This is a genomic window from Bifidobacterium cebidarum, from assembly GCF_009193305.1.
GTDB classification, from domain to species: Bacteria; Actinomycetota; Actinomycetes; order Actinomycetales; family Bifidobacteriaceae; genus Bifidobacterium; species Bifidobacterium cebidarum.
The window spans coordinates 80451-103002 of record NZ_WBVS01000007.1 but is presented as its reverse complement, the minus strand read 5'-3'; the positions used below and the strand labels follow the sequence as shown (position 1 = coordinate 103002).

Genomic DNA, 22552 nt, shown 5'->3' with positions numbered 1-22552 from the left:
CATGGTTGTAGCTGTCGAATACATCTCCAAAGAGGAATCAGATGACGCCGAATCCGCGGTCCATGGCGTAACCGGCATTCTGGCCGTGCAGGGCGCGTTCGCCGAGCATGCCGCCGTGCTGGATAAGCTGGGGGCTCCGTGGAAGCTGCTGCGTGCGGCCGAGGATTTCGACGATTCGATTGATCGTGTGATTCTGCCTGGCGGCGAATCCACCACGCAAGGCAAGCTCCTGCACTCGACTGGCCTGTTCGAGAAGATCGACGCGCATGTCAAAGCCGGCAAGCCGGTATTCGGTACATGCGCCGGCATGATTCTTTTGGCCAAGAAACTTGATAACGACCCGAATGTGTATTTCGGCGCATTGGATGCCGTAGTGCGCCGCAATGCGTATGGCCGCCAGCTGGGCAGCTTCGCCGTCACCGCCAATTTCGGGCGGCCGGGTTTTCCTGACTATATTGCCGATTTCCCGCTGGTGTTCATTCGTGGACCATATGTGGCGTCGGTGGGCCCGGAGGCCACCGTGGAGACCGAAGTGGATGGTCATGCCGTGGCATTGCGCCAAGGCAAGATTCTGGCCACCGCGTTCCACCCCGAACTGACGGACGATGCGCGCATCCACGAGTTGTTCCTGACGCTGTAATCTCCCATGATGGGATAATTACAGCACGGCAGGGAAGGGGAGACGATTATGCAGTTGCAACTCAAGCGGCGCAGCAGCGTGCCGTTGTACCGGCAGCTGGCCGGTGAGTTGCGCGAGCAGATCGTCTCCGGCGCGCTCGCCGAGGGGTACCGGCTTCCTCCCGAACGCGAGCTCGCCAAACGGTTGGAAGTCAATCGCACTACGGTATTGCAGGCATACCAGCAGCTCAAGGATGAAGGACTGATTGCGTCCAAAGTCGGCAAAGGCACCTTTGTGTTGCCGCAGCCTGCGCCCGTGGTCGCTCAGACAATCGCGAGCCAGGCATCGCAGCAACCTGTGCCCGCGGATGTGGATTTTGGGCAGGAGCGGTCGCGCTCGTCGGTGCAGGTTATACGGCGCATGCCGCCCTCGAATACTGCTGAGCCGACGGTCGTTCGCCCGCCGTGGTCCGTACTGTTCAGCGATTATTCCAACCGTTTTACGTACCATGACATCGCCGCCGCCAATCGTGCGCAAAATGGCAAGGCGGTTATCGATTTCGCCACCGGTTCGCCGAACCCGGCTGATATTCCCGATGATCTGTTGCGCGCGGTGAGTCTGGAAGCCTTCGCCTCGCATGAATTCGATGGTCAACCCGAGTCGCCTATTGAAGGATTCCCGGAACTGCGCGAATTATTGGCCGAACATATGCGGGCCCGTGGTGCACATTGCAACGCGCGCGATGTGATGGTGCTGTCTGGCTCGGAGCAGGGCATTGATCTATGTGTTCGCGCGTTCATCAACCCAGGAGACTGCGTGCTCGTGGAACAATCCACATTCTTCCCGGCATTGCAGGCCTTTCGGTCCGCTGATGCTCGCATTGTGGGCGTGCCCATGGATGAATACGGCATGCGAACCGACTTGCTGGAAGGGTACTGCGCCCGATTCCATCCAAAATTTATCTATACGATTCCGACTTTCCAGAATCCAACCGGCTCGACGATGCCTGCCGAACGCCGTAGCGAGCTTATTGACGTGGCGCGCAAGTATCAGTGCCTCGTCATTGAGGATGATGCCTATGGCGAGCTATGGTATGGACCGGCAAATCGCAAGGCGGATGATAATGAACGGCCCATTCCGCTGAAAGGCATGGAGAATGGAGGCTACGTCATATATCTCTCCACGTTTTCCAAGACCGTGACTTCGGGATTGAGAACCGGTTGGATTGTGGCTGACCCGCATGTGATCGGGCGGCTGGCCGCTTTGCGTCGCATGGTCGATCAGCATACGAGCACATCATCGCAGCGTATTTGCTTGGAATTGCTCAAGGAAGGGCGTATTGCCGAGCATGTACGAACATTGACCGATACGTACCGCAAACGCAGGGATTTGACGGATAGAGCCTTGCGGCGTCATGCTCCACAAGGCATGCACTGGAATGTGCCGGAAGGCGGCTATTACATCTGGGCGACGCTGCCTGAAGGCGTGCGCTCGCTCGATGTGCTCGACCGCTGCCGTGCCCAAGGTGTTACGTTCATGCCGGGCAGTGTGTTTGATGTCGATGAAACGGATGATTCGCATATTCGTCTGAATATAGTGCATCCGGATACCGCCGACATTGAACGCGGCATCCGGATGATTTGCGAGTCGATAGCTCAGGCGAGTTGAGCAAGCAGCGTAGGCAGCTCGGCCATCGTGTCGATGACGGCATCGGCGCCGGCATTCACGAATGCTTCGCGAGCCGCAGCACGAGCCTTGGCCTTATCGGCATCAGACAGGGCGTTGAACTCATCTTCGGAAAGCGCCATCTGAGAGCTGCCTTCCGTGACGCCAATCGTAAAGACGCCGGCGTTCTTGCCTTCGCGAATATCGGAAAGCGTGTCTCCCACCTTGGCGGCCTTACGCACATCGGTGACGCCCAGCTTCTCAAGGTTTCTGAACACCATGTATGGGTAGGGGCGGCCGAATCCGTTGGTACCGTCCGGGCTGATCCAGAAGTCCGGCGCATAGCCGTTTTCGGCGGCCTTCGGCACCACGATCTCCATCATCTTATCCGTGTAGCCGGTGGTGGAACCGATCTTGATGCCCGCTTCGCGCAGTGCGGCGACTGCATCCACTACGCCCGGCTTCGGATCGGCGAAACCATCGAGAATGGAAAGCAGCTTCGGTTCAAAGTGGCTGTAAACGGCATCCACATCAGCGTCGGTAGGAGCGGCACCATGCTTATCCTCCCAAGCGCGGGCGATGCGGTTCATGTGCAGCATCGTATTGATGTGGTCATGCTTGAGCATGCCCATCGGCTTGCGGGTCTCGGCCATCGTAGGCTCGATGCCGAACTCCTTAAACGCCTCCTGGAAGGCGCGGACCGGTGCGAAGCAGCCATAATCCACAGTAGTGCCGGCCCAATCAAAAATAACAGCTTCAAAACGGTTGGTCATAGTGTTTGTACTTTCATTGCGTGCTGTTGGCAGGAAGTCTGGCATATGTTGTTCGACACACTCAAGGCCGTTTGGCCTCGCTCCGGTGTGCGCTCGCGGAGCTTAGCACACACCTGCGCTGCTTATAGTCTCTCAACACATGCCAGACTTCCTGCCAACCGTATTGTCAAAATATGTACTGATGGCAGTCTGGCTTATTGAGATCAGGCGGTGAGCTTGACGTTGGCGGGGGCGGCGGCCTTGATCGGTTCGCCGGCCTTATCCATGGCGGCGATGGCTTCCGGCACAGAGTCGGTGCCGATCGCGGCTTCGAGCAGACCGCGCTCGCCCATGTACAGGGCCAGCAGCTCGGTCACCTTTTCAATGTCGTCGGTGTAGATCTCGCCGATGTTGCCCAGGCGGAAGGTGTCTTCGTTGGTGAGCTTGCCCGGGTAGATGGCGTAGCCGCGTTCCTTGATGAACTCGTACATGTCATGGAAGTCGAACTGGGTGCCTTCCGGGTAGAGGAAGGTGGTGATGATCGGGCCCTGGTGGTCCTTGAGGAACACATGGAAGCCGAGCGCCTTCATGCGGGCGATGAGCAGGTGGTTGTTCAGGGCGTAACGGGCTGAGCGGGCCGGAATGCCACCTTCGGCGAACATCTCATCGAGCGCCTTGGAGAAGGCGAGCACCACATGGGTGGGGGAGGTGTAACGCCACTTGCCGTTGGCCTTCTCGAGGGTGTTCCACTGATCCCACAGGTCGAGGGAGAGGGAGCGGGCCTTGCCCTTGGAGGCTTCCAGCTTGGCCTTGTTGCAGATGATGAAGCTGAAGCCCGGCACGCCCTGAATGCACTTGTTGGCGGAGGAGACGAGGAAGTCGATGCCCCAGTCGGCAACCGGGATGTCCACGCCGCCGAAGGAGCTCATGGCGTCCACCATGAAGGTGCAGCCGTGCTTCTTGGCCACGGCGGCCACGGCCTGAATGTCGTTGAGCAGGCCGGAGGTGGTCTCGGAGTGGATCATCGAAACGTGGGTGATGGACGGGTCGGCGGCGAGGTATTCCTCGACCTTGGCGGCATCCGGGATGCGGTCGTACGGCTCGGCGTACTGGGTGTAGGCGATGCCGGCGTGGTCGCAGATCTTGGCCTGGCGGTCGCCGTAGGCGCCGTTGGTGCACAGCAGCACCTTCTCGTCCTTGCCGATCACGGAGGTCAGCACGCTTTCCACGCCGAAGGTGCCGGAGCCCTGCATCAGCACGGCGGTGTAGTCGTCGGCGTTCACGTGGGCGAGCTCAAGCAGCTGGCGGCGAATCTTCTGGGTGATCTGCTGATAATCCTCGTCCCAAGTGCAGTGGTCGAAGAGCATCTCTTCCTTGACCGTGCGGGTGGTGGTCAGCGGGCCAGGGGTCAGCAGCTTGTATTCGTTTGCCATTGGTGGATTTCCTTTCTTGGATTCTGCGGCTGAGTCTAATCAGCCGCGTAGTATCTGTAATCTTCTACGTAGTTTGTAAGGCACAATCGGAGTGTCGTATGTAGTTCTGTATGTGATAAGTGTTGACGCGTTTGGTCGGCATGTGTGATGCCCGACACGCTCAAGGCCGCTCGGCCTCGCTCCGGTGTGCGCTCGCGGAGCGTAGCGCACACCTTCGCTGCTTACGGTCGGGCATCACACATGCCGACCAAACGCTGCGGTGAATAACTCAGGCAGAGAGGACTGTCTTATTCGCCTTGGGCGGCAATTATGGACTCGCCTACGGCGAGGCTCAGTATTACCTTCGTTCGGCTTTCGCCTCGCTCAGGCCTCGCCGATGAACAGTCCGCTGGACTGTTCATTCTTCGGCTCGGCGCTTGCATTCGGACGAGAAGTCCTGATGCTCCTGAAGCAGATCCACGGTCAGGGGCTTCGGGAAGGTTTTGGAACGCTTGGATGCGTTGGCGGGAGCCTTCTCGCCCTGATAGAGCGGCGTCGGATAGGTCTGCAGAAGTTCCTTGCGGCCCTTGTCGATGATCACGCCGGCCATCTGCTGTGCCTTCGGGTTGGTCTTGGCGCCCTTGTCGAGCACGGCCACCGACTCGGTCAGCGAATAATTGCCTTCCTCCGGGTCCACGTAATCAATCGGCAGACCCTTCTTCTTATCCGCCACGGCCTGGTGACGCAGGCCGAAGCCGATTGCCACTTCGCCGGAACGCACGGCCTTCAACGGGCCGGAACCGGACTGCTCAAGGTGCGGGCCAGCATTGCGGTAGATGGCGGTCAAGATTTGCTTGCCTTCATCGCCCGTGCCATAGGCGTCGGCGATGGCCTGAATCATCAGCCAGCCAGTCGAGGAGCCTTCCATATCCGGCACGGAAATCAGACCCTTGTATTGCGGGTCGGCCAGATCCTTGAAGCTCTTCGGTTCAGGTACGCCGGCTTCCTTCAACGCGGTGGTGTTCACGATGATTGCACCTTCCTGCGCGGTGGTGGGGGAGCGGTATGCGGGTGCCTTGGAGTTCTCGGAGGTGCCGAGCAGCTTGGAGTGCACGTCGGTCAGATCGGCGAACATGTGGTTGCGTTCCTGGGCGGAATCCACATAGTAGGAGCTCATCGTGAGCATATCCGCCTCCAGAGCCTTGCCTTCGGCGAGCATTTTGCCGCCGAGCTCGGAGGTACCGAAGCTTTGGATGATGTACTGGTTCTTGAACCCGTTGTTATCCAAAGCGTGCTGGAAAGCTACCACGGCTTCGTCATCGGCGTTCGTATAGATCACCACCTGACCATTAGTGCTCGCGGTGGCCGTGGAGCCGAATCCGAAACCGACCAAGAGCACGGCGAGTACGGCGGAAAGCCCTGCAGTGAAGGCGTTGCGAGCCTTGAGGTTGCCGGAAGTCGGCAGCGGAAAGTCCGGCGTGCCGTTGTGTGCGGCCTGCGCGGCGGCAGTCAGTCGCGCATCAGCGGCGACCGTGGAACGAGCAGCGGCCAGCTGCGGGGTCTTCACCGTGGCGCGGGCGGCGGCGCGAGCGCGCTCAGCCGAGCGGTCGCGCGTAGCGAAGGCAATCACGCCCTTGACCACGAGGTTCGTGACCAGAATCAGCAGCGAGAGCACGAACACGTCATCGAACTTGGCGATATGCTGCAGCGCGGAGATCTTCGTGGTGATCACCTGCGTGCGGGCTCCGGTCAGGAAGACCACCGCGGAAATGGTCACCATCGCGTTGACGAAGTAGTAGCCGAAGACCTGCAGGATCGTAGGCCATGCGTTTGGCGTCACCACGCGCACGATCGTCTTGATCCAGTTATCGCCCATGAGCTTGGCCGTGGTTTCCCAACCGGCGTTCATCTTGGACAGGGAATCCTTGATCATCTGGTATGGGGTGGCGAAGTAGTGGATGATGTTCGCAATGATCAGAATCCAGAACGTATTCTGCAACGAGGAGCCGGAGAAAGCGAACAGGAAGGCGATGCCGAGCACCATGCCAGGTACGGTGTTGATGATTGCAGAGATGGCGTCCACCGAGCGCTTCGCCCAGTTCGGCAGCTTGGAGCGGGAGGTCACGAGGCCCGCGGCGTAGGCGAACAGGCAGCCCACGATGGCGGTCATCACGGCCACATACAGCGAGTTGGTGAACACCTGCGTCAGTTCGGAGTCAGTGAACATGTTCGCGATGTGCGAGAAGGTCGGTGTCACGTTGAATGGCCATTCGGTGACGAACGGAATCAGGAGAATCACGGCGAACACCGACAGCGTGCACACCAGCACCACCACGGACGCGATGCCGCAGAACCAGTCGCGGCGTTTGCCTTTCGGCAGTTCGACCTGGCTGATCTGCTTGTAGCGGATGGCGAAACGTTCCAGCACGGTCATCAGAATGATGGAGATGATCGAGGGGATGAGCATGAACACTGCGATTACGGCACCACGGTTGAAGTTCGGGATGGAGCCGAGCATCTGGTTGAACAGGGTCATGGCCAGCACGTCGTATTCGCCACCCACCGAAGTCGGAATGCCGTAGTCGGTGAACGCGAGGAAGAACGACTGGATGAACGCCACCGCCATTGTACCGATGAGCGGGCGCAGCACGGTGTTCAAGAATGTGGTCAGAGGTTTGTCTCCCATGATGTGCGAGACAATGATGAACTTCTTGTCCACGAACTGGAAGCTGTTGTTGATCAGCAGGAAGCAGGTGGGCAGCGTGTAGATCACGTAGCCCATCAGCAGGCCGTTGAAGCCGTAGATGTCGAACAGCTGATGGCCGAACAGGCGGGTGATGAGACCTTGCTTGCCGAAGGAATAGATGATGGCGAAGCCGTAGGTGATGGTTGGCAGCAGCATCGGCAGCTGGGCGAGCAGCGCCACGGCCTTCTTGAATCCGGCCGGCACATTCGTGCAGTTGATGGTGTAGGCCAGCAGGAATGCCAGCAGTACGGCCACGAGTGCGGAGGTGGCGGACACGGCCAGCGAGTTGGTGATCGAGCGTGTGAACTCCGGGCGGGAGAGCACGGCCGCATAGTTGGAGAGCGTTGCCGAGCCGGAGGCAGTGGTGAAAGAGCGGATGATGACCAGCACCATCGGCACCACGAGGAACGCGGCGAAGCAGACGGCTACGATGGCCAACAGCGTCCACAGCTCGGTCTGCTTCGGCGCGCGCGGGCGACGCTCATAGTTGACGATTTCGGGACGGATGTTGGGCAGTTGCTTGCCCGCCTGGATGGATTCGACGGACATGACTCAGGCCTCCTGCCCGGCGAGAGCGTGTGCCTTTTCGTCGGCTTCGGCCTCATTGAACAGCGAGTAGATGTTATTGCGCTTCACCTCAAGCTGATGCAGGATGAACTTCTTGACGAAGTCGCTTGCCGGGTGCTCGATGATGTTCTCCGGCGTATCGAACTGGGCAATTTTGCCATGGTTGATAATGAGCACCTTGTCGCTCATCGTGCAGGCTTCCTCAGGGTCGTGGGTGACCATGATGGTGGTGAGCTTGTACTGGTCCACAATCTGCTTGATCTTGGCCTTGATGGATTCCTTGATCACACCATCCAATGCGGAAAGCGGCTCATCAAGCAACAGCAGCTTCGGCTTCATCACCAGCGTGCGGGCCAACGCCACGCGTTGCTTCTGGCCGCCGGAAAGCTCGTCGATGTGCTTGTTCAGGTGTTCTTCCAAGCCGAGCAGCTTGATGAGTTCCTTGATTTCCGCTTCGGAGGAGATGCCGGGGTTATTGCGAAGACCATAGGTGATGTTCTCGTAGGCGGTGAGGTTCGGGAACAGGGCGTAATCCTGGAACACGATGTTGAAGCCGCGCTTCTCCATCGGTACCTGGGTCAAATCCTCGCCATTGTACAAGATCTGACCGCTGGTGGCATCGGTGATGCCAAGGATGATGTTGAGCAGTGTGGTCTTACCGCCGCCGGAGGGGCCGAGGATGGACATGATTTGGCCGTCGCCCAGCGTGAGGCTAATACCGTTCAACACATGAGTGTCACCGAACGATTTGGTGATGTTTTTCAGTTCGAGCATATTTCCCAACTTGCCTTCCGCGCATATTGCATGCGCGAAATATCATTGCGGACATTCATCATTCAGTTATCGCGGCTATAACCGCAGGCCGTAATTCCATAGTCCAGCAAGTGCGGGTGGCGTGAATCTTACATTGGGGAAAGCTCAAGGAAGCAATGGTGAACAGTAAGTAAAACTACCTGCTTAACGCGTAGTCGGCGTAGTTTTGCCGATGAAAACCACAGAGGATGTCGAATGATAGGGGAGTAACAGAGTGTTCCGGCTATGCTGTTCTCTTGCCAAGCAACGCGCGCATATTTGCAATTTACTGTCTATTAACTATGTCGTAAATAACAATTACATAAAAAAGTCGGGAGCGTAGCCCAATAACCAGTAAGGATTACAGCCAATTACCGTAGAAAAAGTCGGAAAACAGCACGCCGAAACTACGTACTCGGCAAGGCGTTCCGATACTATGGTCCACGTCAGAATGGCTTGAACACGGAGGATTCATGCGGCGTTGGCTGATCAACCTGCTGAAGAATGAGACGATTCTGGTGGTCGCCGCACTCCTCGCACTGATATCCTGTTTCATCGTCCCGCCGGATGCCGATTACAAAGGCTATATTCACGCCAGTACCATCAGCCAGCTCATCTGCCTGATGATTGTGGTTTGCGGGTTCCAGCGCATCGGCGTCTTCCGCATCATCGGTTCGCGCCTGTTGGAGAAAACCAGTACGATGCGCGGCCTTGTCATCACACTGGTCTCGCTCACCTTCTTCTCCGCGATGCTCATCACCAATGATGTGGCACTGGTCACGTTCGTACCGTTCGCGGTGGCCGTGCTCATCATGGCCGGCCAGCAGGAGAAGACGATTCTGGTGGCCACACTGATGACCATCGGCGCGAACGTGGGTAGCATGCTCACCCCTATCGGCAACGCGCATAACCTGTATCTGAAAGCGCTCACTGGCATGCCGACGATGGAATTCATCGGCATTATGGCGCCGTATTCCATCACCGCCGCCGTACTGTTGGTCATCGTGGCCTGCGTGGTATTCGGCAAACAGCCGGTCGGCAACCTCGGCAATCTCGAAACCGGCGTGCTGGCCCCCGAGCGCAACAAACACCAGCCCGATGAGATTCGTATCACCGGTTATGGTGCCGGCTACGGCGGCTGGCGAACCGTGGTCTACTCGCTGCTGTTCGTAGTCTGTCTGCTCGCGGTCTCCGACGTGATTCCACTGTGGGCCATGTGTGTGATCGTTGTGGTTGTATTTCTGTTCACCGATCGCCGTGTCTTCCGCTACGTGGATTGGGGCCTGCCGCTCACCTTCTGCATGTTCTTCATCTTCATCGGCAACATGAAGCGTGTGCCGGAGTTTTATGAACTCGCGCGCTCGCTGGTCGGCGGTCATCCGCTCGAAGTGGCCGTGGCCTCCAGTCAGGTGATCAGCAACGTGCCGACTACCATCCTGCTGTCCGGCTTCTCCGACCAGTGGCGTGAGCTCATCATCGGCACCAATTTGGGCGGCATGGGCACGCTGATCGCTTCGATGGCCTCGCTCATCTCCTATAAGAACGTGGTACGCCAGTACCCGCATCAGAAGGGCCGTTATCTAGCCATCTACTCGGCGGTCAACGTACTATTCCTCGTTGTGCTCGTAGGCCTGAGCTGGATCATTGAGTAGTACCCGCATGCCTGCGACTTGTTACCAGCGTGCGGTGACCAGAGTCAAGCTGTACGGTTTGATTTTCATCGCCAATAGTGAGTTCTGCGCAGGCAATGATACTGTTCGACGTTCGGGAATAATGGCACCTTGCGCCTCACCGCGATAGCCGATGATGGTCTTCGCCTCAGGCGCGGCGCACAGCGTCTCGATTTCCAATCGGATGGTGCGATGGCGAATCATGGCATTGTTGGCTGCATTGTTGCCCGTATTGATGCCTGTATCGCCTGTGCCTTTGCCCAGGGCAGCCAGCCCACGCTCGATTTCCAACGTCACATCCACAGCACTGCCACCGGTATTGACGATTTTGATGATACGGCATGCCTGTTTTCCGCTGTTGACGCCGCTGCTGTCGTCGGGCGTGCTGCCGGCGCTGCTATCGGTTCCGGTGGCGCTCACATACACATGCCGTGCTGCCGTGGATTGCTCCACATCCACCTGATAAGTCCACTCGCCTACATGGGCGGAAAACAGGAGCTCCGCCTCATAATTCAATGTGGGATTCACCTGTGCCGGATTGAACTCGATAAGATTCTGCGCCCAACCCTTTGCCGGGATATGAGCCAGCAATGGGGCATAGGAGGTCATCCTCACCACATCGGAATTGCGCTCGCAGCCGGTCAAAAACGCCGCCTCGCCAAGCGCGGACTTCCATGTGTTCGCGCCCTGCTCGGTTTGTGGCTGGCCGGCGAAATAGCCGTTCGCCGAATATTCACCGAAATAGACACCGGCACCACAGCGCGGGTAATCATCGAACCGGGTGGCCTGCGATTCGAACCATGCCGCCGAATGATAGGAATGTTCGTCCACGATGATTGCATCGCCAGTAGCGGAATCCTTGGCTCCGGTGCCGGTGTTCGCGGCATTGCGCGCATAGTCCCATGTGCGCTTCATCGGCAGTCGGAACGGGAACAGTCCCGCGCTCATGATGCAGAGCATCTGCGGGTATCGCTCATGAATCGCATCGCTGATACGCGTGAACTTCGCTACATAGTCGGCGCCGAAATTCTCATTGCCCACGCCGATCATGTCGAGTCCAAACGGCTCCGGATGCCCCATGTCACGTCGAACCGCAGCCCAAGGGCTCGTTTCCGGATCTCCATTGGCGAACTCAATCAAATCCAAATAATCCTGTACCACATTGCGTTGGAACGCATCGGAATCAATATCCATATGCCGTGGGTCTCGGCCGGGAGACTGACAGGCGATGCCGGCGAACAAGGTCGGCAGCGGCTTGGCACCGAGGTCTTCGCATAAGCAGAAGTACTCATAGAAGCCAATCTGATAGCTCTGGCAATAGCTGGAACCGTCCGGCATCTTAAACGACCAGATGGAATATTGCGGTCGGCGGGCGGCCAACGAGCCGATTGTATCCTTCCAGCGATATTCGTTGCCGGGTGTCACGCCTTCCACAATGCAGCCGCCGGGGAATCGCATGAACGTAGGATGCAGGGCTTTGATGGTTTCCACCAAATCGCGACGAAGCTTGCCATAGCGCCATTTCGGGTCACCGGCACCCCAATAATCGGCATCCATGAACTGCACGAGGTCCAGGTCGAACATAATATCGGTGCGGGCTGCCTTACCGGTGGACGCCGTCGTATCTGAATCGGATGTTGCTGGCTCAATGGCGATGTGCAATTTGCCGTAATCGGTTGCCAATCCGCGTACCTGCGCCGTGCAGTGCCGCCAACCATTATCGCGGTCGGCAGACGACTTGGCCTCTAAAGCGGTGGCGGAACAATCGAATCGTGCGGTTTCGGTCAGTGGATCGCCATTGGCACCAATCACACTGATGGCGAGCGTCGCATTGCCGTTTACCGGTCGCATCTCGAAGTTCAAGTCATAATCATGCCCAGCAACAATGGAAAATGCAGGCTCGTCGGCGTTATCGCCACCGCCGTTGTACCCGAGGTTTTCGATGAACACCGGGCTATCGGACAGATGAGATTCAGCGGGTGCAGCATCTGCGGAAACCGTGCTGTAGCTAGGCATCGAAGCGGTGATACGCGCGTATCTGCTGTGCGCGTGAACCGGTGCGGCAGGGCAGTCGGTGGCGATGATCTGTCCATGTTCGCCGCGGATTTCAGTGCCGCAGCTTTCGGCCGAGCAGTTGATGAACCGCCAGAATCGTAGAGGGTCGGCTTCGGTGCTCCAACGGTCGGCGCCGGAAATTCTCCAAGTGTGGTGGTTGAGATAGACGCCGTCAAAACTGTAGTTGTTCACCATATTGGCGTTCAGGCCACCGTCGGCACTGTGATTGATGTCTTCGAAAAAGACGCCGTACAGCCGCTCACTCGTTCGATGAGTAGGGTCTGAGATCGTAATCCGCACCATAATGCCAATTGTAGGTGTCTGCCGCTGGATTGTGCAGCGAAAGTGAACGGAAGAGTTCTCTCACAGTTCATATTGTTGTTAATGCATTGTGCTTATTTTCCGATTTCAAGCCGGTACGCTCGGTAATCAGAAAGTAAATGTTGAAGGCGATGAGCAGGAGCGTGTCTGTGCAATCCTCGGTGGGAATACGAGAGCGTATCGACCACGTATATCCAACATTACGTCCGGCCGAGCGGGCTGTGGCGCAGTATATTCGCGATCACACGGAAGAGGCAGCTGAGCTTACGGTTGGTCAGCTTGCGGATGTGGCACATGTCAGCCAGCCCACTGTGATTCGTTTCTCGCGCAAGCTTGGTTTCGGCGGGTACCGCGAACTGCGCTATGTGCTGCGGCACCCGGCCGCCGCGCACAAGGTGACGTTCGACCCGCTGTCCGGATTCGATCTGAATCCTTGGGATAGCGTGGATGAGATCCCTGCGAAGGCCGCCGATGGCGCCAAGGCCCTGATCGACGAGATGCGTGGGGCCTTGGACGCCAAGGCCTATCGCAAGGCGATTGATATCATCGCCGAAGCTGGATTGATTGATATTTTCGGCGTGGAGAATTCGCTGACGCCGGCCATGGATCTGTTCACGAAGTTCGAGTATCTGGGGCTCACATGCCGTCTCAATACGGATGCTTACCTGCAGCAGATCGGTGCCGGGCACCTGACTCATGGCGATGTTGCCATCGCGTTCTCCCACTCCGGAAGCTCGGCTGATACGGTCAAGGCGCTGAGGCTGGCAAAGTCGCGTGGGGCGAGAACCATCGCGATCACCAATGCCATTGGCGCTCCCTTGGCTAGCTGGGCTGATGTAGTGCTTGTGACCGGGCGCGACTCGCATGCCATCTACGGCAATGCGATTTTCTCGCGCGTGGCCGATACCGCCCTCGTGGACATGATCTACATGGGTGTGATTCTCTCCGACTACGGCCGCTTCTCCACCGCGCTCGACGAATCCGGCCGCATGATTCGCGATCGCGTGTTCGAGGGATGATTGCTGCGTCTCGGCTGGATAGTATGTTTATCCGCTGATGCCCCTGTAGCTCAATGGATAGAGCCACGGCCTTCTAATCCGTCGGTTGCCCGTTCGAGTCGGGTCGGGGGCACGTCTGAAGACTGTCTTCCCGTTGACTGGCTGCAATGGGGAGGCGGTCTTCTTCGTATGTGCGGCCTATCCGGGAACACCCCTAGGGGGTGCGGGGTCGGCGTTGCCGCTATAGACTTGCTGAAAGTCATCTGAAAAAGAAAAGTCTGACAACAGTGGTTCAGCAGCCCGCTCGCCAATGGCGACGAACGAGAGAAGAAGGTGCCTATGGCACAGTCCGATGCACGCCCCATCATCGAAGTGCGCAACCTGCGTAAGGAATATCCGGTGGAAGATGAGACGGTGGTGGCTCTTGAGCGGGTGGATCTCTCCATTCCTCAAGGGCAGATCTGTTGTATCTTCGGTGAATCAGGTTCCGGCAAATCCACATTATTGAACCAGCTCGCTGGTATGGAAAAGCCCACCAGAGGTGGCGTCAGGATTGGTGGTGTGCCGGTCAGCAGACTCGACGAACGCGAACTGGCCGCCTTCCGGCAGAAGCATATCGGCTTCGTGTTCCAGTCCTACAACCTGCTGCCGAACCTCACCGCCCTCGAGAACGTGGCCATGCCATTGATGTTCCGCGGTGTTCCCAAAGACCAACGCGAACGCACGGCGCGTGCCGTGCTCAAACGCGTCGGCCTCGGGCACCGCCTTACGCATTACCCGCGGCAGATGTCTGGCGGCCAACAGCAGCGCGTCGGCATCGCCCGCGCGTTCGTCACCAAACCGGAGGTGGTGTTCGCCGACGAGCCAACCGGCAACCTCGACTCCAAAACCAAGGCTGAGGTCATGGCAATGATCTGCTCATTCGCACGCGATTTCAACCAAACCATCGTGCTCGTCACCCATGACCCGCAGATGGCCTCCTACGCCGATCGCATCGTCACGTTACTGGATGGCCGCATCGTCAGCGATCGGATAAACCAGGCGGAGGCAAACCGGCCAGCCGCTTCGTCTCAGGTCTCTTGCGATGAATCGACGATTCCCATATCGTCGCCGAATCTCATGCCCGGCACACAATCATCCATTCAATCGATCGTACCGACCCATTTCGCCAGCCAAGGAGCCTCGCGATGAACATCCACACCAACCAATCCGGCACCCACGCAGGCCACCTTGCCGCACAATCCATGACGGAATCAGCTATGGTATCGGCCGTACGCCGCATGTGCACGGCCGCGCTCGCCATGCTAGTGCCTATCGCGTTCCTATGCTCATTCGCTTTCGTTCCAACCCATGCATTCGCCGTTGAAGGCGACGATCCCTCAAGCAGCAGCGCGGTAGCCGCTCCCATCGCCGGCCCGGTGCCGAACATCATCGTCACCAACTTCACCTATGGCGGCGATTCCGTGGCCGCCGGCGCCAAATTCGATCTGGCATTCACCTTCCAAAACAAAGGCCAGGTGGCGGTGACCAACATGGTGGTCACCGTGGACGGCGGCGAAAGCTTCGCCATCGCAGGCGGCACGAACACCTTCTACGTGGATGCGTTGTGGGCCGGCTATTCACTGACCCAAACCGTGCCGATGCAGGCGCTCTCCTCCGCGAAAAGCGGTGCGCAGCCGGTGAGCATCAGCTTCAAGTACGAGTACCTTGACTCCGGTTCTCGTTCCTCCACACAATCCGACATCAAGATCTCCGTTCCGATCAGCCAGCCCGACCGATTCGAGGTAAGCAATCCGGTGCTTCCCGACCAGTCCATCGCCGGGCAGGAAACCACCATCACGATGGAATACGTGAACAAAGGCAAGGGCGATATCTCCAACGTGGAAGCCACTATGGAGGGCGAAGGCTTCGACGCCACGATGAAGAACCAATACGTCGGCAATGTGGCATCCGGTGCCACCGGCTCCATCGGCTACGCATTCACGCCGCAGGCCGCCGGAGAGCTCAGCGCCACCGTCAAGGTCACCTATGAGGATTCCGATGGGCAAAGTAAAACCAAGGAATTCCCGGTCAAAGTCAACGTGGAAGATGCTCCGGTGATGGACGGCACTGCTACGGATGACATGGTTGTGGAGCCGGCTGGCCCGGTAGTTCCTGTGTGGGCATGGGTGGCAGGTGGCGTGGCCGTGGTTGTGCTCATCGTAGTGATTGTGCTGCTCGTGCGCCGCCATCGCAGGAAAAAGGCGAAGAGCAAGATCGACGAGGAATGGGACGACTGGGCGGAAGGCGCAGCGAATAAGGGTGATGCCGCCGCTGCATCGCCAAATGATTCCTCTCCGACCACCGTACTCGGGCCAATCGCCGCGGCCGATTCGCCGGCTCCGACTGCCGCTGATTCCGCGTCTCACCACAAGTAGGGGAGCCGATCATGCGATTCGGCGACATCTTAAGACTCTGCCGCCAGAACCTATGGCGGCGCAAATCCCGCACAATCTTGACCGTACTCGGTGTGATTGTGGGCTGCTGCTCCATCGTGCTCATGATCTCCCTCGGCCAAGGCATCAACGAGCAGAACGAGAAAATGCTCAAATCCATGGGCGACCTGTCCATCGTGACCGTATACACCAGCGGTGGCTACGGTGGCATGATGATGGGCAGCGGCGCGTCATCCTCGTCTGCTTCCTCTGATGTGAAGCTTACTGACGAATCAGTGGAATCATTCCGCGCTATGCCGGGCGTCTCCGGCGTGACCCCGGTGATGAACTACAACTACAATTCCAGCGTCAGAACCGGTGCCGGCGGACGATACCTGTACGACTATGTGCAGATTATGGGCATCGATATGTCGCAGTTCGACCAGATGGGTTTCAAACTCAAAGACGGTGCGCTGCCGATGCGCGAAGGCGAGGTGCTCGCCGGCGAATGGTTGGCCTACGATTTCATGGATACGTTGAAAAACGGTGAGATGCGTAGCTCTTCGCGTGGCGACGGCTGCGTGTGGAACGATGACACCGCCCAATGCGAGCCGGACGAGGACTCATACTTCAGGCCTGTTGGCGCGCAGCTCACCTTGACCACTGGTGCGAACTATCAAGGCGACCCGTATACGCAGAACCTGTACGGTACTGGCTCTGGCGGCGGTTCGGTGGGCGGTGCCGGCGAATCGCAGAACGTCACCGCCGATATGCGCATCACGGGCGTGACAGTCTCCGACTACAACAAGGGCTTCGCCACCTCAGACGGCATCGTCATGGATTTGAAATCGCTGAAGGAACTCATCGCCAAAGTTGATCCGTCTGCGGCGAAGCAACGAACCACGAATTACGATCAGGTGCTGGTCAAGGCGCAAGACATGGCCTCGGTGCCGGAAGTCGAATCGCAGATCAAGGCGCTCGGTTATGAAACCTCGTCCTATGAGGACATGCGCAAGTCGCTGGAAGAGCAATCCCGTGCGATCCAGCTGATTCTGGGCGGCATTGGTGCAGTGTCGCTTTTGGTGGCGGCTATCGGCATCGCCAATACGATGGTGATGTCCGTAACCGAGCGCACGCGCGAAATCGGCATTATGAAGGCGCTCGGCTGCTACGTGCGTGATATTCGCGTGATGTTCCTGACCGAAGCCGGGGCGATTGGTTTCCTGGGCGGACTGATCGGCTGCGCGATCAGCGCGATGCTTTCGCTGGGCATCAACATAGCTGGCATGTCATATCTTGGCGGCAGTATGTCATCCGGTTCAGGCGGTGATGGTTCTGGTTCCGGTGACTCCGTATGGACGATGTTGTGGCATGCAATAGCCGGTGGCGATGATGTGACGCGCTACTCGGTGATTCCGTGGTGGTTGTATTTGTTTGCCATCCTGTTCGCCACGCTGATCGGTCTGTTGTTCGGCTTCGGGCCGGCCAACAAGGCCGTGAAGATTCCGGCGCTCGACGCCATTAAAAACAGCGAGTGACCGCAGCCATAATGCTGTTTACCGTCAAGCCGTAACGGTCGTTCAGCTCGGCCAGTGGCACGCGGTCGGTGAACTCCTTGGTGGCGCCGAAGTTCAGCACACGTGGATTGCGGGCGGTGGGCTTATCCTGTGCGCTGCGCTGCCAATGATTCGCGTAATAAGCGGTGATTTTCTCACCCCAGCCGCCCTCAAGCTGGCCATCTTCCAGGGTGATGATCAAGGGGTGTCGTTTACGCAAAGATTCGAGCGCCTCAGTATCCAACGACGTGCACTGCTTCGGATCAATCACTGTTGCGGTAATGCCATGACGTTCGGCCAACGCTGCCGCGGCACGTTCCGCCAGCGGATACGTATTGCCCAAGCCGAGCAGCGCCACCTGCGAGCCCTGTTGGTTCACTCGCCAAGCCAGCATGCCGTCAAGTGTGCAATCGGAGCGAACCGTGCCATGCTTGCCGGTAATCGGCAACAGGCTCGAATCACGCTCGGCAGCCAAAATGCCCTCGCCGGGTACGCGAATCACCACAGCGCCATCGGGCGCGCCGGCAGCTCCGGCCGGCAACGTGGCCCATGCCAAATCATCCAAGAAATCACGGCCGGATGTCGGCGCCAGCATCGTCACCTGAGGAATATTGGCGAACATCGCCAAATCGTAAGCGCCGGAATGGGTGTTATCCGAACCGGAAAGCCCGCCCAGGAAATCCAGCACCGTTACACGCGAACGGTTGAGGCTCATCTCCTGGAAGAACTGGTCATAGGCGCGCTGGAAGAACGAAGCGGTGGTCGCAACCACCGGAGTGCCACCCGCACGTGCAATGCCTGCCGCAAACGCCACGGCATGCGATTCGGTAATGCCGGTATCCACATAGTGCGCGCCCGCGCGTTCGCGGAACTCATGCGTGATGCCATTGGAGCCGGGAGTGGCCGGAGAAATCACCACCAAACCAGGCTCTGATGCAAAGCGTGGCTCAAGCGCAGCCATAGCCATCTTGCCGTAATACTTACGTGGATCTTCCGGCCTGCCGAGCGAAGCATCCGGATTCTGCCAATGGGAAGCCTCACACTGACCCTCATGCGGCTCATGGTCGGATAGGTTGCAATGATCGGAATGCCACGGTTCACTGTGCAGCACATTGTTGGTGGAGACAATGCCTTCGGCCTCGTCCGTGGTGGAAGTGTGCTGGAACGGCCGCGAGGCATTGCCGTTGACGGGTTCGCCTTCGTATCCAGCGCCCTTCAAGGTATGGATGTGCACCACCACAGGATGGTTGATGTCGCGCACTTCCTCGAATGCGGCGATCAAAGCATCCACATCATTGCCGGCCTCGACGTAGCGGTAATCCAGACCGAACGCGTTGAAGATATTCGGCTGGGCAGTGCCGCCGGATGCGCGCAGTTTGGCGAGCGGCCCATACATACCGCCAAAGTCGCCGGCAATGGACATCTCATTGTCGTTGAAGATGATGATGAGGTTGCCGCCTTGTTCCGCGGCATTGTTGAGACCTTCGAAGGCCACGCCGGAGCTGAGCGACCCATCGCCGATTACGGCCACCACATTGCCGATGCCGCTGGTGCCGTTACTTGCCGTTTCGGCGTTACGAGTTTTCGCGATGCCACAGGCCAATGAGATCGAAGTGCCGGTATGACCAAGCACGAACTGATCATGTTCGCTTTCGTCCGGATTGGTGAATCCGGTCACCTCATTGAAATGTTCCGGTTCTAGGTAGGCAAGCGCGCGTCCGGTCAGCATCTTATGCACATAACTCTGATGAGAGACGTCGAACACGATACGGTCATGCGGGGAATCAAACACACGATGCAAAGCCACCGTGGCCTCCACCATGCCGAGATTGGAACCAATATGGCCGCCATGTTCGTGGCCATACTTGAGCAGTGTGATGCGAATCTCGCGGCATAGTTCCTTGAGCTGAGAGGAGGGCAGTGTCTTGACATCGGCGGGGGAGGTGATACTGCGCAGGAGCGGAGTGCTGTTCATAGCGTTGGAATCGACGATATCAAGCTCTTTACCCAGCGCGTCGCTCATACTTTCGTTGCTCCCCTTCTCATAATCTTTCCGAATTCGACATGCTAGTGCCATGTGTAGCCGGACAAGCGAGCCACGCTGCAATACCCCCAACATCTCCGTATATTCATCAAATGAGCGGCTATCTGCGTTACGAGGGGTTGATTTCATGATTCTGAAAGGTCTATCTGCTGTACAAGGGGTTGCCTGCCGAGTGGACCATGCTCCACAATGGCGGAATATCGTAGGCTCGATGCCGTTTATGGATGCGATTCGACGGGTGAGGAACCCCTTGTACAGCAGATAGATGTTCCGAACTTCGTCAATCAACCCCTTGTAACGCAGATATCGTGCGAGTGCTTCCATACAAACCGTTGCGGTATGGAAGAATGAGAGCTAGCTGTTGTCATATATCACGCATATACAAAGGAGCGAAGCCAATGAAGGCCGTATACGCATCCACCATTAATAATGACGATCCACTTGCTGAGCTCGCGGTCGGAGACCAGCTCGAACCGGTATCTCGGCCCTATTGGTCCACGATTTCGGTGCGCGCTGTGAGCGTGAATCATCATGATCTGTGGTCTTTGCGAGGTGTGGGACTCGCTGCCGAACAAACGCCAATGATTTTGGGCACCGATGCCGTTGGCATCCTTGATGAAGACATTCCTGGTAAGCATGGGCTTCAAGCAGGCAGCGAGGTGGTGCTGTATACCTTTGTCGGCACGGATGGCAACGGTGTGGCACCGGGGGAGCGCCGGTCGATTCTTTCCGAACGCTACCCGGGCACCATGGCGAGTAAGACGTCGGTGCCTTCGGTCAACGTGTTCGCCAAACCGTCCAACCTGAGTGTTGTGGAAACTGCCGCATTGGGAACCAGCTGGCTGACCGCCTATTCGATGCTGTTCAACGCAGCCGGAGTCAAGCCCGGCGATACGGTGCTGGTCCAGGGTGCTGGCGGTGGCGTTTCCACTGCGGCCATTCAGCTTGCCCACGCGGCGGGACTTGAGGTGTTCGTGACTTCGCGCTCGGAGGAGAAGCGTGCCAAGGCGATGGAGTTGGGCGCGGATGCCGCATTCGAGGCCGGAGCGCGTTTGCCTCGCAAGGTGGATGCGGTCATCGAATCCGTGGGGGCGGCCACGTGGAGCCATTCGGTCAAATCCGTACGCCCCGGCGGCACAATCGCCATCTGCGGTGCCACCACCGGCGACCAACCAGGTGCCGAACTGACGCGCATTTTCTTCCAAGACATTCGTGTGCAAGGCAATACCATGGGTTCGCGCGAAGACTTCGCCCGCCTGTTGCGCTTTGTGGAGCATGCCGATATTCATCCGGTAGTCGATAGCGTCTTCGCTGGGCTTGACGCCGCGCCCGAGGCGTTTGCCAAGCTCAACAGTGGCGACGTATTCGGCAAAGTGGTGATAGAGCTGTAGGCGCATTGAGTGACGGGAGACCTTAGCTGAGTGGCTGTGCGGTGCGGCTATTTGTCGAAGTCAGGAGGGCGATCACGAGAACTAGCCGCCCTCGACAGATGCGGCGACGGATTGCGTGGCCGAACAGGATGCCGGTCGGTAATGTTAGACCGTTTACCGTCTTTCGCTCGCATGCGCCTACCATCTAGCGCAAGAAATTCAGGTAGAAAGTCGCATCATCCTGAAATCTTTGCACTGACAACTCCTGAGTGCAAAGATTTCGGGCAGCCGGCCCTAATATCCCGAAATCTTGGTGCTGAGCGTACCTCAGTGCAAGAAATTCTGGAGGTATGGGTTTTCTGCCGGAATTTCTTGCGCAAGGATGGGCGTCGACTCATTGGAATGGGCGTTCGGTCATGACGGATGGGCGCCAACGGGATGGCCGCCAGCTGTTAGCAGGCATGCCGCTAACTGGACGATAGCGAATATCGGCTCATCGAATTTGAGGTACTTTGGCTTCCCGAAGAAGAATATTCAAACGTTGGAGATCGGCGACGTCCTCATAAAATAGATGATTGATGCTGGTCACTCCTGCTTCCTTGAGGTGCTGGTCGCGTCGCCTTTCATATTCGAGTTTTGCTTTGAGACTGGCTCTATGGGGATTACTGGCGTCTTTGTATTTGGCGACGCCATCGTATTCGACAACGATGATTTGTCCATCGTGGAGCTTCCAACAGAAATCGACACGATAAGGGATGCCAGGATTGTCTGGATTATCGAAATTGACTTGGAATAAGGGCTCGGCATACCCCAGTTGCATCATGTGGACATACGTCCATGACTCTCCGCCGTTTTCGCGTAAGGGATTTGCATGTTGAAGGAGAGCCGTTACTGCTTGTTCGTTGCAAACGGTCTGAATCATCATGGTTTCGACCTCAAGCTTAGTGGTGTGGTTACGGCGCAACGCTGAATCATAGATGGACAAAGCTTTATCGAATGGCAGAGAGGCGCAATTAATGAGCGTATGAGCCGGAGAGGTTACTGGCACGCCGCGATACCGGTATCGTTTCGTACTTGGATGTGCATATATACGGTGCAAGTTTTTGTTGTCGTGTTTATTGGATTCTTTGGTTGAAGCGATGCTTACAGTTCCGTTATGCAAGGCGTGGGAGTGCTCATACTGATAGATGCAGGCGGCACTGAGGCCTGTGAATGTCCATTGGGGATGAAGCTTCGACAGCGCACGAATCATATGCATGGATTGTTGTTCAGGATTGAGCATTGCCTAATACGAAGCCGAGGCAAATATGTTCGGATATGGTGAGACGACTTCGTCGCATTGGACTCGTCTTCTTAAGGCATGGTACAGTTTTCCGCCGTCGCCGATGGCGCATCGTTGCTCCTGCTCGGCGGTTCGCAGTAGCTCATTCACTTCTTTGTGCGTTTTCATATCTTGACGCTAAAACGGTTTTCTTGGTTTGGGCAAGCTGAATCGACGTATGTGGTTCGAGCTTGCCGAGTTATCCACACTGATAGTTGGGCCGGACCGAAAAATCTGGTGAATTATGTAT

Annotated in this window: 15 protein-coding genes and 1 tRNA gene; 9 read left to right on the top strand and 7 right to left on the bottom strand. The window is 57.5% G+C overall.

Annotation, left to right across the window (positions count from 1 at the left end):
- Position 1 precedes the first annotated feature (1 nt).
- Together pdxT and F7D08_RS07600 are read left to right on the top strand one after the other, a co-directional pair.
- Positions 2 to 640 carry a pyridoxal 5'-phosphate synthase glutaminase subunit PdxT gene (gene pdxT / locus F7D08_RS07605; RefSeq protein WP_152210042.1) on the top strand — a complete coding sequence of 213 codons (639 nt, stop codon included), beginning with the start codon at positions 2 to 4 and terminating at the stop codon, positions 638 to 640.
- Positions 641 to 688: 48 nt separating this feature from the next.
- Entirely contained in the window at positions 689 to 2287 is a 1599-nt protein-coding gene (locus F7D08_RS07600) for an aminotransferase-like domain-containing protein (protein WP_152210041.1), read from the top strand.
- Here F7D08_RS07600 and phnX read toward each other — a convergent pair.
- The 4 genes from phnX to F7D08_RS07580 form a co-directional block, all read right to left on the bottom strand.
- Positions 2275 to 3057, bottom strand: coding sequence for a phosphonoacetaldehyde hydrolase (gene phnX, locus F7D08_RS07595; RefSeq protein ID WP_152210040.1), 783 nt, complete (start codon positions 3055 to 3057; stop codon positions 2275 to 2277). The two genes, F7D08_RS07600 and phnX, sit on opposite strands and share 13 nt — an antisense overlap.
- A gap of 203 nt (positions 3058 to 3260) precedes the next feature.
- Positions 3261 to 4469, bottom strand: a complete 1209-nt coding sequence (locus F7D08_RS07590; protein ID WP_152210039.1) for a 2-aminoethylphosphonate--pyruvate transaminase — start codon at positions 4467 to 4469, stop codon at positions 3261 to 3263.
- Between the two features lie 397 nt (positions 4470 to 4866).
- Complete coding sequence (locus F7D08_RS09840; protein WP_226803433.1) at positions 4867 to 7743, bottom strand: extracellular solute-binding protein; 2877 nt, start codon at positions 7741 to 7743, stop codon at positions 4867 to 4869.
- A 3-nt stretch (positions 7744 to 7746) separates the two neighbouring features.
- Complete coding sequence (locus F7D08_RS07580) at positions 7747 to 8535, bottom strand: ABC transporter ATP-binding protein (RefSeq protein WP_051917237.1); 789 nt, start codon at positions 8533 to 8535, stop codon at positions 7747 to 7749.
- Positions 8536 to 9026: 491 nt separating this feature from the next.
- On the opposite strand from F7D08_RS07580, the gene F7D08_RS07575 reads away from it, so the two are divergent.
- Complete coding sequence (locus F7D08_RS07575) at positions 9027 to 10205, top strand: anion transporter (protein ID WP_152210038.1); 1179 nt, start codon at positions 9027 to 9029, stop codon at positions 10203 to 10205.
- Between the two features lie 21 nt (positions 10206 to 10226).
- Here F7D08_RS07575 and F7D08_RS07570 read toward each other — a convergent pair whose 3' ends face one another.
- Positions 10227 to 12581, bottom strand: a complete 2355-nt coding sequence (locus tag F7D08_RS07570; protein WP_152210037.1) for an alpha-L-arabinofuranosidase C-terminal domain-containing protein — start codon at positions 12579 to 12581, stop codon at positions 10227 to 10229.
- Positions 12582 to 12748: 167 nt separating this feature from the next.
- On the opposite strand from F7D08_RS07570, the gene F7D08_RS07565 reads away from it, so the two are divergent.
- The 5 genes from F7D08_RS07565 (at position 12749) to F7D08_RS07545 (ending at position 17549) form a co-directional block, all read left to right on the top strand.
- Positions 12749 to 13618, top strand: a complete 870-nt coding sequence (locus F7D08_RS07565; RefSeq protein ID WP_152210071.1) for a MurR/RpiR family transcriptional regulator — start codon at positions 12749 to 12751, stop codon at positions 13616 to 13618.
- Between the two features lie 39 nt (positions 13619 to 13657).
- Positions 13658 to 13730, top strand: a tRNA-Arg gene (locus tag F7D08_RS07560).
- 206 nt (positions 13731 to 13936) lie between these two features.
- On the top strand, positions 13937 to 14788 hold the full coding sequence (locus F7D08_RS07555) for an ABC transporter ATP-binding protein (RefSeq protein ID WP_226803432.1): 852 nt from the start codon (positions 13937 to 13939) through the stop codon (positions 14786 to 14788).
- Positions 14789 to 14856: 68 nt separating this feature from the next.
- Positions 14857 to 16014, top strand: coding sequence for a COG1361 S-layer family protein (locus F7D08_RS07550; protein ID WP_152210070.1), 1158 nt, complete (start codon positions 14857 to 14859; stop codon positions 16012 to 16014).
- Between the two features lie 11 nt (positions 16015 to 16025).
- Entirely contained in the window at positions 16026 to 17549 is a 1524-nt protein-coding gene (locus F7D08_RS07545) for an ABC transporter permease (RefSeq protein WP_152210036.1), read from the top strand.
- Here F7D08_RS07545 and F7D08_RS07540 read toward each other — a convergent pair.
- Positions 17533 to 19542: a 1-deoxy-D-xylulose-5-phosphate synthase gene (locus F7D08_RS07540; protein WP_226803436.1), complete on the bottom strand. Its 2010-nt coding sequence runs from the start codon at positions 19540 to 19542 to the stop codon at positions 17533 to 17535. The genes F7D08_RS07545 and F7D08_RS07540 overlap by 17 nt on opposite strands.
- Positions 19543 to 20009: 467 nt before the next feature.
- Here F7D08_RS07540 and F7D08_RS07535 point away from each other — a divergent pair, with 467 nt between their 5' ends.
- Positions 20010 to 21002 carry a zinc-binding dehydrogenase gene (locus F7D08_RS07535; protein ID WP_152210034.1) on the top strand — a complete coding sequence of 331 codons (993 nt, stop codon included), beginning with the start codon at positions 20010 to 20012 and terminating at the stop codon, positions 21000 to 21002.
- 472 nt (positions 21003 to 21474) lie between these two features.
- Here F7D08_RS07535 and F7D08_RS07530 read toward each other — a convergent pair whose 3' ends face one another.
- Positions 21475 to 22233: a hypothetical protein gene (locus F7D08_RS07530; protein ID WP_226803431.1), complete on the bottom strand. Its 759-nt coding sequence runs from the start codon at positions 22231 to 22233 to the stop codon at positions 21475 to 21477.
- Positions 22234 to 22552: the final 319 nt, after the last annotated feature.